Origin of the sequence: Campylobacter sp. RM16187, from assembly GCF_025319965.1 — a bacterium.
Lineage (GTDB): Bacteria > Campylobacterota > Campylobacteria > Campylobacterales > Campylobacteraceae > Campylobacter_A.
Window position 1 is genome coordinate 358,664 of sequence record NZ_CP012549.1, and the last position, 15,354, is coordinate 374,017.

Consider the following 15,354-nt stretch of genomic DNA (forward strand, 5'->3'; position numbering starts at 1 on the left):
TGAATTAATCTAAATTTTATAAGCTTTTAAATTTTATGTCAAATTTAAAACTAGTTGTAACTATTGACATTACAATAAAAATTAGATAGACTTCGCTCATAAGTTGTAATTAAAAACATTACAACAAAATTTTAAAGGATATAAAATGAAAAAAGTAGCTATCATAGGCGCAAACGGAAAGAGCGGCAAAGAGTTGGTAAAAGAAGCCTTGCTTCAAGGTTATGAAGTAACCGCTATCGTGCGAAACAAAGAGTATAAAAACGATAAGGTTAAGGTTGTTTATAAAGACGTGTTTGAGCTTAATAAAGAAGATTTAAGCGAATTTGACGTAGTTATAAGCGCATTTGCGGTATGGACGAAAGAGACTTTTCATCTTCATGCAAAGCACACCAAGCATCTTACCGATCTTCTTAGCGGTAGTAAAACTAGGCTATTTATCGTGGGCGGAGCGGGAACGCTTTATATAGATAGCGACCGCAAAGTAATACTAATGGACGCACCTGATTTCCCGCCTGAATACTTAGACGTAGCAAAGGCTGACGCGGGATCGTTTTATGAGCTAAAAGATAGAAAAGATACTCTTTGGACTTACGTTTCGCCTGCTCTAAATTACGATGAAAACGGAGCCAGAACAGGCAAATATAAAATCGGAAGCGATGAGATTATTTTAAATTCAAACAGCCAAAGCTACATAAGCTATCCCGATCTTGCCTTGGCGATAATTGACGAGATAAAAAACCAAAATCATATAAACAGGTGCCTGACCGCGGTAAGCGGCTGAAATTTATGTTTTTGCCCGTAAAATTTGCTATTTTTAGCTAGAATAACGAAAAAATATTTTTAGGTAAAAATGCAAATAGGGCAAAAATTTTCAATCGCGGTTCATATTCTTTTGAGTGTCGAGTTTTTTAAAGAGGATAAAAACACTAGCGAATTTCTGGCTGAAGGTATAGGGGTAAATCCCGTAATCATAAGAAATATCACGGCTCTTTTGAAAAAAGCTAAATTGATAAAAACTTCTCCCGGTGTAGGCGGACTATCCTTGCTAAAACAGCCAAGTGAAATTACGCTACTAGATATTTATAACGCGGTAAATTCGGATCAAAAAGAGCTTTTTAAAATACATCAAAAATCCCCTACCGCCTGTCCTTTGGGCGGGCAAATTCAAAATTTGCTAAGCGGACATTTTTTAGCCGCGCAAAACGCTATGCAAAATAAACTCTCTGGTATAAATTTACAAAATTTACTTGACGAACTAAACACCTTAGGTTCTTAATCGGGGTTTGTTTTTAAAGTTGATTTGGGCAAATTAATGCTTTTAGTCAAGATGAAATTAAAATAAATTTTAAAATTGCCGATATGGAGTGCATATTTAAAATATTTAGTAAATGAAATCTTAAAATATACAGAAAAATATTACCTGTCTTATTCTAGAATTTTAAATACTTTAATAATAAATTTGATAAAATCGGCAAAAATTTAAAGGAAGTAATATGATATTTGTAGATGCTTGTTTTAAGAAACCGACCCCTTATACTCCTGTGTGGATGATGCGTCAAGCCGGGCGTTATCTACCTGAATACATGGCTGTTCGCAAGTCGGCCGGGGATTTTTTATCGCTTTGTAAGGATTACAAAAAAGCAAGCGAAGTGACTATCCAGCCTGTTGAAATTTTAGGCGTGGATGCAGCGATACTTTTTAGCGATATCTTGGTTGTTCCGCTTGAAATGGGCATGGATCTTAAATTTGTGCAAGGCGAAGGACCGGTATTTAGCGATCCGATCAAGACAAAAGAGGATCTAGACAGGCTTGATATCCAAAAATCTATCAAAAATTTAGACTACGTATATGACACGATCAAACTAACTCGCGAAAATTTAGCGCAAGATAAGGCGTTAATCGGTTTTTGCGGCGCTCCTTGGACGATAGCTACATATATGATCGAAGGTGGCGGCACGAAGACTTATGCGATTAGCAAGAAGCTTTTATACTCAAATCCTGAGTTTATGCATCAAATTTTAGCCAAAGTTACTACCGCGCTCATAGGATATATGAAAGAGCAGATAAGAGCGGGCGTAAATGCGGTGCAAATTTTTGATAGCTGGGCGGCTGCGCTTGAGATGAGTGCGTATTTTGAGTTTGGCTGGAAGTATATCATGGATATAGTTGATGCACTTAAGGCTGAATTCCCGCAAATTCCGGTGATTGTATTTCCAAAAGGCATAAGCGGATATCTTGATAAGATAGATGGAAATTTTGAAGTGTTTGGCGTGGATTGGAGCACTCCAATCGAGCTTGCTAAGGCAAAACTAAGCCCGAAATTTGTGCTTCAAGGAAACATGGAGCCGACTAGACTATACTCAAAATCTGCGATTGATGAGGGAGTTGATAAAATTTTAAGCGTGATGAATGGTGCGCCTCATATATTTAACTTGGGGCACGGAATTTTACCTGATATACCTGTTGAAAATGCAAAACATTTCATCAGGCAAGTTCAAGAAAAAAGTAGAAAATAAAATTAATATAAGAAATTTAAAAAATGGAGTTAAACGTGTTTAGAAAAATTTCATCAAAGATAGCTTTATTTATATTTGTTTTACTATCTATAGCATTTACCATAATGGCGGTTATAAATTACAACAAAACTAAAAATTCAGTTTTAGATGTGACGGAGATTTCAAAGGAGTCAACAACTCTTGCGAGTGGCATATTTGTTGATGAGTATATGAGTAGTAGGATAAAAGCGGTAGAGGATGCTGTGAGCTATCTTGAGAAAAATCAAGAGCTTTTTTTGGGCGACAGAGAGGCTCTTCAAAAAGACCTTGCAAATATCACAAGCTTTATGAATTTGGAGGAGTTTTTTATAGGATTTGCAAATGATGGCGAGATGATTAGCATATCTTTTGCTAACGATAGAAGAGATCCTAAAATATCGGTATTTAACTCTCAAAATAAACAGTATGATGCGAGGACTCGCGGTTGGTATAAAACAGCTGTTGCTAAAGGAGGACTCGCATTTACGGCTCCTTATGTAACCAAGTCAAAAGGTCTTTTGGTGATGAGCGTTATTAAACCTGTTATGATAGAAGGAAAAGTAGCTGCTGTCCTTGGTATAGATATGCTTATAGATGAGCTTGGAAAATCTCTAAGTAAGATAAAAGACAGTCCAAGCGGCATAGTGTTTATCATAGATATGAATACAAAAAGCATGGTATATCATCCTGATAGAAAAATGGTTGTAGAAAAAGACGAGACAGCTTTAAGAGTTGCTCAGGATTTTATCGGATATTACGAAAAATACAAGGATAAAACTTTTGCATACGAGATGAATGGAGACAATAAAGTAGCGTCTTGTAGTGCATATGATACTATCAACTGGCTTGTTTGCTCGGCGAATTTAGTATCCGATTATGATTTGGCACTAAATTCAATTCTTTTTGACCAGATTCTTATTTCTGTGATATCCACTATAGCTATAGTTATTATTCTAATGGTCATTATTGGTTACTTTTTAAAGCCTTTAAATTTCATTTCAACAGGACTTGTTTCATTTTTTAAATTTTTAAATTATGAGATAAAAGAGCCTGCTAAACTGGATGTAAGAACTAAAGATGAGTTTGGAGTAATGGCATCTTTAATAAATGAAAATATCAGCAAAATACAATCAGCCAAGATATCTGAAGATGAGTTTATAAGAAAAGCAAATGTCTTTGTCGATAATATAGAGTCAGGTAAATTTACGGCCACTCTTGATGCGGATGTGCAAAATCCTGCCCTAATGAATCTCAAAGAAGCATTTGCGAAGTTGTCTTTAAGTCTTCAAACAGGAGTAGCTACAAATAGCAATATAATATTTGATACATTAAATAGATTTAAATCTCAGGATTTTAGCGCAAGAACTAATGATAAAGGCTTGGTAGCCTCAGGAATTGATCTTCTTGGTCAGGAAGTTTCAGGAATGCTAAGACAAAGTCTAGAACAAGCTAAAATTTTAGAAGAAAAGGCCGAAGCACTAAAAGGACTAATGAAACAACTCACCGACGGAACCAACATCCAAGCAAATTCTCTTCAAGAAAGTGCTGCAGCAGTAGAACAGATGTCAAGCTCAATGAATGCTATAAGTCAAAAAGCAGAAGATGTAACAAGACAATCAGAAGAGATAAAAAACATAATAGTAATAATAAGAGATATAGCAGATCAAACAAATTTACTAGCACTTAACGCAGCAATAGAAGCAGCACGTGCAGGAGAACACGGAAGAGGCTTTGCGGTAGTTGCAGATGAAGTTAGAAAACTAGCGGAAAGAACTCAAAAATCACTAAGTGAGATAGAGGCTAATGCAAATGTCCTAGCTCAAAGCATAAATGAGATGAGTGAGAGTATTAGAGAAGAGAGCGAGGCTGTGCACATGATAAATCAAGCCGTAAATCAGATAGATGATCTCACCAGACAAAATGTCCAAGTGGCCAATAGTACAAACGAAGTTACTTCTGAAGTTGACAATATGGCTAAAGTTATAGCAGAGGATGTAAGAAAGAAGAAATTTTAATGTCCATTGTTTTTGGACCAGTTAGCTCCAGGCGGTTTGGTAGATCGCTTGGAGTTGACCTGTCTCCTGACAAAAAATCTTGCAATTTTGATTGTGTCTATTGCGAATTAACCGCCTCAAAAACTGTTGATAAAATTTCAGATCCTATTAGCATAGAAGAAATTATTAAGGAAGTTTCAGCTGCACTAAAAATCCACAAAGATATCGATGTGATTACGCTCACTGCAAATGGCGAGCCAACTTTATATCCAAATTTAAAGGAGCTTATTTGTAGATTAAATTTAATAAAAGATAGTGCAAAGTTATTGATTTTGTCAAATGGAACGGGCGTGCTAAATTCTAAAATTTATGATGCGATTTTGGCGCTTGATATAGTTAAATTTAGCCTTGATAGCGCTATTCAAAAGACATTTCGTAAAATAGATCGCGGAGATAAAAAACTTATAGTGTCTGATCTAATAGAAAAGATGTCTGAGTTTAGAAACGAATTTAAGGGCGAGCTTGTGCTTGAAATTCTTGTAGTAAAAGGCTTTAACGACACTAAAGATGAATTTGAAGCTTTAAATTTAGCTATAAATAAAATTGCCCCATCAAGAGTAGATATAAGCACCATTGACCGTCCTCCAGCCTATCCTGTAAAAGGCGTTAATAGAGATACTTTAGAAGAAATAGCTGGCTATATCACAAATATACCTTGTGTCATAGCCAGCGCTAAATATGGAGATAAAATGCTTGATTTTACCAAAGAAGAATTACTAGAACTCTCTTGTCGTCGTCCTCAAAGCGATATAGATGTGAAAAATAGTTTTTCTGAAATCTCAAAGCACAATTTAAATGAGCTTATAAAAGACGGCAAGATATATGAAACAAATGTAAGTGGAGTTAAATTTTATAAAATACCTTGATTTGAAGCATATTTTTTTATTATTTACTCTAAATATAAGCTATTTGTCTGAATATTTAATAGAATTTTTGAAATTTATATATTTTAAGCTAAATTTTATTGACAAAAGACATATTTTTTTCTATAATACGGCTTCTTTTATCAATGTTCCGGATTAGCTCAGCGGTAGAGTAGTCGGCTGTTAACCGATTGGTCGCTGGTTCGAATCCAGCATCCGGAGCCATTTCCTTATAAAAACCCTTTTAAAACCCCTATTCTACCGATATTTCTTAAGCTTTAAGGTTTCTTGGTTTTGTCAAATTTGTTCCCTATTTGTTCCCGAAAATTTTTAAGATTCTAAATTGTTATATAGTGTTTTAATATTTTCCAGAATGCTATATTTAATTTTTCTGCATATATTTCTTTGGATATACAATTATTTGAGTATTCAATAGTATTTTTTGATATTCGATAATATTCTTGTAGAATAATTTAATTTTTAAAATAGAATGTATTTTATAAAAGGCTTCCCAATACTTCAGCATCCTTCTTGCTTATTAATGCTACTATAGATAATAAAAAAATATTGCACTCTAAAATACACTAATATAATCCAAACTACAACAAAGTATGAAAAATTTTCTCAAAAAGTCTATTTTTTCAAAATAAAAATGCATGATCAGTATAATTAATATAGAAAATAAATTAAAAAGGACTTGAAAATGAATAATTTCTACGATAATCAAGACTATAAACAGCTTCTAGAATGTATAAAGTCTCAATTTGCAGGTAAAGTGATGTTAAATCGAGAGCAGACCTCAAAAATATTGGGCATAGGTCTATCAACTCTTGATCTTAGAATCTCTCAAAACAGAGACATTCCAAGGTATATCAAGATGGGTGATGCAAAAAATTCTCGTATAGCCTTTTCTATAACAGATATAGCTGCTTATATATTTCAAAAAAGAATTAAGATCAGCGGACAGTAGCCCTAGATGAGTCCTATAAAAATAAATGGCTATGAGATTGTAGTATCTGCCCTCTCAGAGAATTTAACTCCGGATAAAGCTATAGAATCTACGGGAACTAGAACAGACTAAACGTATTAAATATTTGCGCAGAAAGTCAGGGTCTAATAAATATTTTATTCAAAATCCATATGGCTCCTTGTTTGATGCTTCCAGTCATAGTTTTCAAAGTAGCGAGATAATGGATATGATCAATAACAAGATAAATTCCTTTAAAAAAGATTATAAGATCCAAACAACAACAGACAAGAATGGTAAAGTTAAGAAAAAGTCATGGCAGAAAAAAATGACTCCTTTTACTGAAATTTTAATCACTTTCGGAACAACTAGGCCAAAGAATTCCAAGGAAGGATTAAACGATCAAGAGGTTAATTTGATAAATAGTCTTGATCTAAGAAGTCAAGCTCAAAGATTTGTTAATGCGTACTGTCTAAAATATGGAGTTGAGTGTATTTCTATAGCCGAACATAATGATGAGAAAGTCAAGCATTATCAAATCTTATTCGAAAATTACGATTATTCAAGACATGCTTGCATAAGACGCAGCAGAAAAGAGATGCAACAGTTTGGCTCATCGCTTCAAGACATGGCTGCTGATGCTTTTAGTCAGATAGCCGTAAGAGGAGTTAAGGGCAGCAAGAGTGTTCATAAAAACCTTAAACAGATGCATCAGGCTGAATTGGAGTTCAAAAGCGAACAAGAATTACACAAGCAAATATCGACTTTTATTAATCAAACCATATCGAAATTTATTACAAAGGATAAACATCTTTTTGGGGATGAGTATTACGAACTCGATCCGAGCGAATATAGCAAGTTAATCGGCTCTTTAAGAAAACAAGTATTGCAAATTTTTCAAGACAAAATCTATATTGTTTCAGAAATCGAGTTAAAAGAGCAGATAAATGAATTAACTACCCAACTTTTAAAAAATAGTGAAATACTTCAAGAAAATAAAGATTTGTTAGAAAATAGTGACAAGCTAAAAACTACAAACAATCAACTCGTTCAAGAAAATGCAAATTTACTTAATCAAGATAATTTAATTAATGAGCAAAATCAAAAAATAGAAAATTTAGAGAGCATAATAAAAACAAATGAGGAGGAATTTGGTAGTGCAGATGAGATTAGGGAAAAATTCAAACAAATAGACGTTTTAACAAAAGAAAATAAGGAAATTAAGGGCGAAACTGCAATGGCTAGAGCAGAAGCAATGTGTTTCAAGCAAGAATCAGAGCAAAAGGAACAAGAAATAAAAAACTTTCAAGAGAAAATAAAGCCACTCGAGGAAAAAGCAATACAAGCAGATATCTTAGAGTGTGAGCTTGTAGTCTACAAGGATAGGAATTTAGAACTTTCTCAACAAAACAACAAATTAAAAGATGAAAAAGAAAGCTTGAATAAAATTATTGTCTCTCAAAGCGAAGAAATAAGTGCTCTCAGGCATTTTAAAACTAAAGTAATCAATTTCTTTTCAAGCATCATAAAAAAGATACCTGTTATAAAAGACTTTTTACAGAATGAATTGCCAGAAGTGGCGAGTGAAGTACAGACAAAGATGACAAATATGAAATATGAAATGAGTTTATAAGATTCAATAACAAAATAAATAGAGCTATTAGTAGAAAAATATAGAAAAATTTAAGCAAATAAGAAAAGTGTGTTTGATATTTTATAATAAAGAAATTTTTGATATTAAATAGATTAATATAAAAGATAATTACTAAATATGGTTAGATAAGATATAGTATATGTCTAAAAATATTATTTTTCGAGTATAAAATTAGAGTGTGAAAAAATAACTTAACTCATTATATATTTCTTATTTTGTATAATATTATGTCTAATATTAATATTTTTAGATATTTGAGTTTTGGTCATATAGTATACACTATTTTTATAGTATAATTCTATATATTAGATTAATCTTATTTTTTATTATTACTTTAAAGTAGAAATATGTTAATTCAGTATTCTAAAATATCTGTATTGTTTGATATTAATGAAGATGCACCGTTTTTTATTGGGTTATATATTTATAAAAAATTTGCTCGCTTTTTAAAAGAAGTTTGTTGTATTAAACAAAAATTCAAACTGAATAGCTGTGAATGTCTTTATTGCCAGTTTTTTGAACACAAGAAAAACTATCGTGATTTTCGTATAGATTTTTCATTAGGAAGCAAAAGTTACAACTTTAACATATATTTGTTTAACAATTCCGCACTAAAACTTCCTTATGTTGCTTTGGCTGTCTATCTTATGCTTACAAAAAGTCGTATCGGAAAAAGAAAAACTACTGTTAAAAATTTTCATATGTTAGTAAACGGTCAAGATATTATATCTGATAATTCTATATCACTACCAAAAGAGTATACAAAAATTTTTGATGTCAAAGAGTTTTTAGGTAATATCAAAATTGAATTAGCTACACCACTTAAATTAAAAAGAAATAATAAAATTTTATATCCTGATGACCTTATTTTAGACGATATCATTCAATCAATATGTAGAAAATGTAATGAAATATTTAAATGCAATAAATTTGAACATTTTAAAACAAACATTGAAGTAGTAAGCAAAAATTTATATTATAAAAATATTATTAAAAAACAATCTGTACGTGATTCAGGGATGAATTTTAGTGGTATCATGGGTTATTTATCTATTAAAAATGTAGATATAAAGACCTATGAAATATTAAAACTAGGAGAGTTGCTGGGCGTTGGTAAAAACTGTACTTTTGGACTTGGAAAAATAGTAATAAAGGAAGATAATGAGTAAGTTTAATGAGTATTTCGATGAGAGCTTTGAGTGGCTACAAACAACTTTTAAGAGTGTTAATATTGATTCATTGCTAAAGAATGATATGTATATTGTAGCTGGTGATTTTTACGGTATACAGCAATTTATATTTAATGATTTGCAGAGTAAGTCAGCGGCTAAAGTATTGCGTGCAAGGTCGGCTTATGTTCAAATTTTTACACAATTTGCGGCTAATTATATATGTCATATTTTTGGTATTGATTCAAATCATATAATTAGCATAAGTGCTGGTAAATTTGAAATTTTACTTCATAAGTTTGATACTGAAAAATTTAAGCAAATTAAAAAAGATATTGAAAGATATTTCATTAAAAATTTTTGTGCCAGTTCTGGCATAAGCTTAGTTTGCATAGGTTGTTGCAAGAATGATTTTCAGGATAAAGTAGCCTATGGACGCTTAAGAGAGAGTATGTCGGATCTTTTTGAAGAGGCTAAATTAAAAAAATTTGATCTACCAAATTTAGACACTATTGTACTGGATCAAAAAATAGATATAAATTTTGTAAGCTTAGGCTCTAAATTAGTAGCAGATGGAGTGCAAACATATAAATCAAATGAGCTAGAAATAGAACTTAATGGATTTGTTTGCGATATTGTATTGGATGAGAGAATTAAATCATATATTTTTAAAGATAATTTAGAGATTGTGGATTTTAATACGCTGGCACGAAATTCTATAGGAGCTGAGGCTATAGCTGTATTAAAAGCAGATGTTGACGGAATGGGTGTCTTTATAAAAAATAGCAACATAACTCATAGTTTTGATAATTTCGATCTATTTTCAAAGACTTTGGATAGTTTTTTCTCTATCCATATCCCGCGTATTATGAAAGAAAAATTCCCGCATACTTATATTATTTTTGCTGGCGGAGATGACTTATTGCTAATTGGTGCATGGAATGAAGTTTTAGAGCTATCTAGATTTATAGAGAGTGAATTTAAAAAATTTATCAAGAATAATGGGCTTAGTATATCCTTTGGGATAGCACTGGCTAAATCATCAACTCCAATAAGTTATTTATCAAATATTAGTGAAGAGCTTTTGGATAGATCTAAAAAATTTGAAAGAAATCAAAAAGTAAAAGATGCTATAACTATGTTTGGTGAAACTTCCAGATGGAGTGATTACAAAGAAGTATTCAAAATCATAAACAATGAGTTGGAGAAGTTGAGTATGACCGATGTCACTATGGCGTTTTTATATAGACTTCTTGAAGTTTGTAATATGCGTAAGAGTATTACAAAAGATATAAGAAACGCTCTATGGAGATCAAAGCTGGTATACAGTTTAAATAGAAACTTACCGGATGCTCCAGAAAGTTTAATTTATGTATTGAACGATAATATAGAAAATAATCCTGAGGAGACAAAAATGAGTATATGTGAGTTTATTTACAAAAGGAGAGAGAGATGAAAGTTGAATTTGTGCTTGACTACAAAAAAGATATTGAGTTATTTAATAAGACGGCTGAAGCTATGGCAGATAGCATAGCAAGTGCTAAGCCTGAGACTAATACTACTCAAATGAGAAAATTTTACGACTCTGTTTTAGAACTTTATGATCGCTCTTTAATGGCAGAGAAAGATTTTAATGAGATTTTACCGTTTGTCAAGATGCTCAATTCAAAAGTGAGTTACGCAAAAGAGCGCAAACATGCAAATGATGCTTTTGTTGGTATGATAAATGATTGTGTTAGGCAAGTTGATAGCAAAGAAAAGCTAGAAGTTTTTAAATTATTTTTTGAAGCTGTTTTAGGTTTTAGTAAAAGCAAAAAGGATAAAAGATGAAAATTTATGAGTTAAAAGGTCAAATAAAGCTTTTAAGCGGACTTCATATAGGCGGTGGTGATGATACTATGAAAATAGGTGGTATAGACAATCAGGTAATTAAGCAAATAAACTCAAAAGAGCCTTATATACCAGGTAGTTCATTAAAAGGCAAGATGAGAAGTTTGCTTGAGTGGGATTTGCGTCTTGTTAATATTAGCGATGATCAAAGCAGAGGCAAGCCTTTTTCAGCTAAATTTTTAGGTCTAGTTCCAGAGTCTGAAAGAAAAAATGCAGAAAATTTATTAAAAATTTTTGGAGACAGTGATACGCAAGCCAATAAATTTGGCATAACTCGCATTAGTTTTTCAGACTGCCCTTTAACACAAGATATTCGTAATAAGGCTAAAGTCGGTGCTTTGAAACTAACCGAAGGAAAATATGAAAACGTAATAGACAGGGTAAAAGGAACAGCAAGCAATCCACGTCAAACAGAGCGAGTTTCGGCAGGTATAGAATTTGAATATGATATAAAACTAAAGACGATTGACAATGATGATAAAGCCGAGTTTTTTACTTTAATAGAGCGTGCAATGACTTTGCTTGAAAGAGATTATCTTGGCGGAAGTGGTTCTCGTGGGTACGGAAGAATAGAATTTAGCAACAAAAACAACTGGAATGAGTTATGAAATTATATAAAACAACCTTAATGCCTGTATCGTCGTTTGCGACACAGTTAAAAGGCGATACCTTTTTTGGTATGCTTTGCTGGGCTATAAGGTATAAATTTGGTGAAGAGAAGTTAAAGAAACTTATAAAAGATTATGATAAAAATCCATTTTTAATAGTCTCTGATGGTTTTTTGAGCGGTTTTTTACCAAAACCTACTATGCCTAGCCAAATGTTGGGTGAAAATAAAGATTTCAAGAAGGAAAATAGAAAGAAGCTTTGGATTAGTTATGAAAATTTGATTAATTCTAAATTTTCACAAGCAAAAACAGCTGATGAAGTTGGTGAAATTTTAAAAGAAAAAGGTTTTGAAACTTACAAAGAAAAAGCTGAAATCATTACAAAAAATATTATAAATTACACTTCTTTTACTGCTGATGACCCTTATAGCGAACTTGAGTTTGTATTGCCACCACAAGATATTTACATCCTTCTGGATGATAACAAATTTGGCTTAGCAGAACTCAAAGAGGCTATTTGCCTGATAGGACAGATCGGATATGGTAAAAATGCAAGCATAGGTAAAGGCAGATTTGAGATAAGCGATTTTGCAGAGATATTGCAATGGAGTAGCAGCAAGGCTTTTATGACTCTTAGTCCTTGTGTTTTACAAGGTATTGGCGATACAAAAGAGTGCTTTTATGAGCCATTTACTAGATTTGGCAAGCATGGTGGATATTTGGCAAGTAGCGGTAAATTTGAAAAGTCTCCACTCCTTTTGGCCAACACAGGCGCCGTTGTTGTGTTTAAAGAAAATCGCGACATAAAATTTATTGGCAAAATGATTACGGGACACTCAGAGCAAAAAGACACTATTCATCAGGGCTATTCAATAGTTTTACCGATAAAGTTAATAGGAGATTAAAATGAGTTTTGTAAAGCACTACAAATTAAAAATAAAATCAATAAGTCCTGTTCATATCGGCACCGGAGATTGCTATGAACCTATTAATTATGTAATGGATAGAGTTGAAGATATCATAAAAGGTGAAAAGAAGTCAGCAAATTTTTTATTTGCTTTTGATGAAACAAAATTTTATTCTAATTTAAGCAATATCGATAAACAAGAATTTACAAAGTTAATAAGTCAAACTGACACAAAAGAGATTTTAAATTTGCAAAAATTTATCATTAAAAACAAAGAAATTGCAAGAAAAGCAAGCATAAAAAGAATTAGAGTAAGCGATGAAATTTTCAAAGAATATACTGAAAAAATAGGCAAAGCAGTACAAAAAGAGGGTGGTAAAAACTATAACCAAAAAGAAGTTTTAAATCAGCTTCTGATACAAAAATGCTACACCATGCCAAATGGAAAGCATCAAGGAGTCATACCTGGCAGTTCATTAAAAGGTGCCATATCTACTGCATATCAAGAAATGCTTAGTGAAAATGCTGATTATGAAAAAGATGTAAAAACAAAACTCATGAGTACTAATTCTGCCAACCCGTTTAGATTATTTTTAGTAGGTGATTCTAGTGAAGCTAGGACTAAAATATACAGAACTGTTAATATAAAAAGAAATTTAAAAAATGACGAGATTAAATCGAATTACGCTCTAAGTACAAGACTTGAAGCTATTGTTTCCGGTCAAGAGATTGAGGCAAGTCTTAGCACAAAGGAAGATAAAAGTGGCAAATTTCTTGACATAAAAGATATAATCAGATCTTGCAATAATCACTATATGCCTATATTTAGATCAATGTTTGATGAGGATGATGCGGTACGCGATGTTTTAAGTGATAAATTTTACGATTCCTACAGGGAGTTTAATAAAACATCCTTGAAAGCAAATGAGTTTTTACTTAGAATAGGCAAGCATAGCGGAGCTAGAGCTGTTACTGTAGAAGGCATTAGAGATATCAAGGTGTATCACGGTAAAAAAATAGGCTATAAATCCGAAAAAGAAGAAACCACCGCATGGCTTGTAGAAACAGCTAAGAAAGATAATGAAATGTATTACAATCCACTTGGTTGGGTGCTTTGTAGTATTGAAGAGATAAATTTATAGGGCGCTTGTCCTATAAATTTAATCATCAAACAAATATTTTTTATTAAGCTTAAGCTTCTTTCTGGAATATATTTTATTTGATGTTGTTACTCTGGATTTTAAGTTGATGTATCTTTTTGTTTGTGCAATTAAATTTATATCTCTAACTTGTCGTTTTAGTTTCATTTTTTCTTATCTTTACTAAATTTATATAATGAGTTGTTAAACTACCTAAGAGAATTAGCTTCTGATTATTGTCATATCAGGAGCTGTTGTCTCTATAATCTCTAAGAAATCTCTTTGTCTCATTTGGATACCTCGTTTTGAATTTTTGACCCAACTTTATAAATCGTATATGTAGATATCGCGATTTTGGTTATATTAGCTATGGCAGGTATTATTAAAATAATTGGCATTTTTTATCTCCCTTTTTAGTCTAGTAAAGTATCGATAGCCTTTTTGGGGACATAAAACTCGATAGTCGCTTGAGCGACAGCCTCTAAGATTAAAATAATTGGCATATTAAACCCCTTTTATAGTCTATTGTTACGAATTTGAATGGTGATTGCTACCGTTCAACATGAATATTAATATCGCTAATTGTTATATCAATAGCAAAATTATTAAACATAATTAGATCTCATATTCTTTGATTTTAATACAAGATAGGTTTGCACTCAAGGCTTGTTACTCAAGGGCAAAACTGTTTTTTTGATTGAGAGAATTATAAGACACCGTATGGACACTATTTGTCATTTTTAAAATAAATACATATTAACTAGTTTATTTTATTAATTATTTGATTGATTTATAATTCGATTTCAAAATTATAGGCAATATAGAAAAGTTCAATCCCCTAAAACGGGGAGACTCGAGTTAAATGAGGACATGTATGTCCTCGTATGGACGGAGACTAATGAGTTGTTTCAATCCCCTAAAGCGGGGAGACTCGAGTTAAATAATGGTGAAGTTATATATCGAGCTAAAATGTTTGGTTTCAATCCCCTAAAGCGGGGAGACTCGAGTTAAATGTGAGGGGAAGAAAAAGGTGAATAGATTTACTATTGTTTCGTTTCAATCCCCTAAAGCGGGGAGACTCGAGTTAAATATGGAAGGGTATACTATTTTAACCCTATACCCAAAGTTGTTTCAATCCCCTAAAGCGGGGAGACTCGAGTTAAATCTTGAAAGGAGAAGACAAATGTCAGATGTTCTATTTGGTTTCAATCCCCTAAAGCGGGGAGACTCGAGTTAAATTAGAGATGGAAGGATATTTTACTTTAATCCACTAAAAGGTTTCAATCCCCTAAAGCGGGGAGACTCGAGTTAAATAATCTTACAAAGGAGAAGACATTGAGTGATATCCTCTTGTTTCAATCCCCTAAAGCGGGGAGACTCGAGTTAAATCAAATATTTGTTTGAGAAGCTTTTAAAAGCTTGTGACAAGTTTCAATCCCCTAAAGCGGGGAGACTCGAGTTAAATATTATACCTTAACACTTTAGGCCCCATCGGCCTAAAGTGGCTTGGTTTCAATCCCCTAAAGCGGGGAGACTCGAGTTAAATAACCATAGGAGGGATAAAATGGC

Annotated in this window: 13 protein-coding genes, 1 tRNA gene, 1 pseudogene and 1 CRISPR repeat array (1 of these 16 running past the window's edge); all 15 genes and pseudogenes read left to right on the forward strand. The window is 32.4% G+C overall.

Going from position 1 to position 15,354, the window contains the following annotated elements:
- Nucleotides 1–145 precede the first annotated feature (145 nt).
- The 15 genes and pseudogenes from CDOMF_RS02045 (at nt 146) to CDOMF_RS02110 (ending at nt 13,788) form a co-directional block, all read left to right on the forward strand.
- A complete protein-coding gene (locus tag CDOMF_RS02045; RefSeq protein ID WP_260952226.1) occupies nt 146–781 on the forward strand; it encodes an NAD(P)-dependent oxidoreductase in 636 nt (211 codons plus the stop codon).
- Nucleotides 782–850: 69 nt separating this feature from the next.
- Complete coding sequence (locus CDOMF_RS02050; protein ID WP_260952227.1) at nt 851–1,276, forward strand: Rrf2 family transcriptional regulator; 426 nt, start codon at nt 851–853, stop codon at nt 1,274–1,276.
- 217 nt (nt 1,277–1,493) lie between these two features.
- Complete coding sequence (hemE, locus tag CDOMF_RS02055; RefSeq protein ID WP_260952228.1) at nt 1,494–2,516, forward strand: uroporphyrinogen decarboxylase; 1,023 nt, start codon at nt 1,494–1,496, stop codon at nt 2,514–2,516.
- Between the two features lie 209 nt (nt 2,517–2,725).
- A pseudogene (locus CDOMF_RS10835) lies at nt 2,726–3,331 on the forward strand (cache domain-containing protein); the annotation flags it as partial.
- A gap of 777 nt (nt 3,332–4,108) precedes the next feature.
- A complete protein-coding gene (locus CDOMF_RS10840; protein WP_442863527.1) occupies nt 4,109–4,549 on the forward strand; it encodes a methyl-accepting chemotaxis protein in 441 nt (146 codons plus the stop codon).
- Nucleotides 4,549–5,454 carry a radical SAM protein gene (locus tag CDOMF_RS02065; RefSeq protein ID WP_260952230.1) on the forward strand — a complete coding sequence of 302 codons (906 nt, stop codon included), beginning with the start codon at nt 4,549–4,551 and terminating at the stop codon, nt 5,452–5,454. The genes CDOMF_RS10840 and CDOMF_RS02065 overlap by 1 nt, the downstream gene beginning before the upstream one ends.
- 147 nt (nt 5,455–5,601) lie before the next feature.
- Nucleotides 5,602–5,676: transfer RNA gene (locus CDOMF_RS02070), tRNA-Asn, on the forward strand.
- A 478-nt stretch (nt 5,677–6,154) separates the two neighbouring features.
- The gene (locus CDOMF_RS02075; RefSeq protein WP_260952231.1) at nt 6,155–6,421 is read left to right on the forward strand and encodes a hypothetical protein; all 267 of its coding nucleotides are present in this window, start codon (nt 6,155–6,157) and stop codon (nt 6,419–6,421) included.
- Nucleotides 6,422–6,641: 220 nt separating this feature from the next.
- Nucleotides 6,642–8,051, forward strand: a complete 1,410-nt coding sequence (locus CDOMF_RS02080; RefSeq protein ID WP_260952232.1) for a hypothetical protein — start codon at nt 6,642–6,644, stop codon at nt 8,049–8,051.
- A gap of 368 nt (nt 8,052–8,419) precedes the next feature.
- A complete protein-coding gene (cas6, locus tag CDOMF_RS02085; protein ID WP_260952233.1) occupies nt 8,420–9,241 on the forward strand; it encodes a CRISPR system precrRNA processing endoribonuclease RAMP protein Cas6 in 822 nt (273 codons plus the stop codon).
- Entirely contained in the window at nt 9,234–10,697 is a 1,464-nt protein-coding gene (gene cas10 / locus CDOMF_RS02090; protein ID WP_260952234.1) for a type III-A CRISPR-associated protein Cas10/Csm1, read from the forward strand. The genes cas6 and cas10 overlap by 8 nt, the downstream gene beginning before the upstream one ends.
- A complete protein-coding gene (csm2, locus tag CDOMF_RS02095; RefSeq protein ID WP_260952235.1) occupies nt 10,694–11,071 on the forward strand; it encodes a type III-A CRISPR-associated protein Csm2 in 378 nt (125 codons plus the stop codon). Before cas10 ends, csm2 begins: the two co-directional genes overlap by 4 nt.
- Nucleotides 11,068–11,739: a type III-A CRISPR-associated RAMP protein Csm3 gene (gene csm3, locus CDOMF_RS02100; protein WP_260952236.1), complete on the forward strand. Its 672-nt coding sequence runs from the start codon at nt 11,068–11,070 to the stop codon at nt 11,737–11,739. The genes csm2 and csm3 overlap by 4 nt, the downstream gene beginning before the upstream one ends.
- Nucleotides 11,736–12,644, forward strand: a complete 909-nt coding sequence (csm4, locus tag CDOMF_RS02105) for a type III-A CRISPR-associated RAMP protein Csm4 (protein ID WP_260952237.1) — start codon at nt 11,736–11,738, stop codon at nt 12,642–12,644. Before csm3 ends, csm4 begins: the two co-directional genes overlap by 4 nt.
- 1 nt (nt 12,645) lies before the next feature.
- Nucleotides 12,646–13,788, forward strand: coding sequence for a hypothetical protein (locus CDOMF_RS02110; protein WP_260952238.1), 1,143 nt, complete (start codon nt 12,646–12,648; stop codon nt 13,786–13,788).
- An 824-nt stretch (nt 13,789–14,612) separates the two neighbouring features.
- Nucleotides 14,613–15,354: a CRISPR direct-repeat array (repeat unit 37 nt; unit sequence GTTTCAATCCCCTAAAGCGGGGAGACTCGAGTTAAAT) (it continues 1,190 nt past the right edge of the window).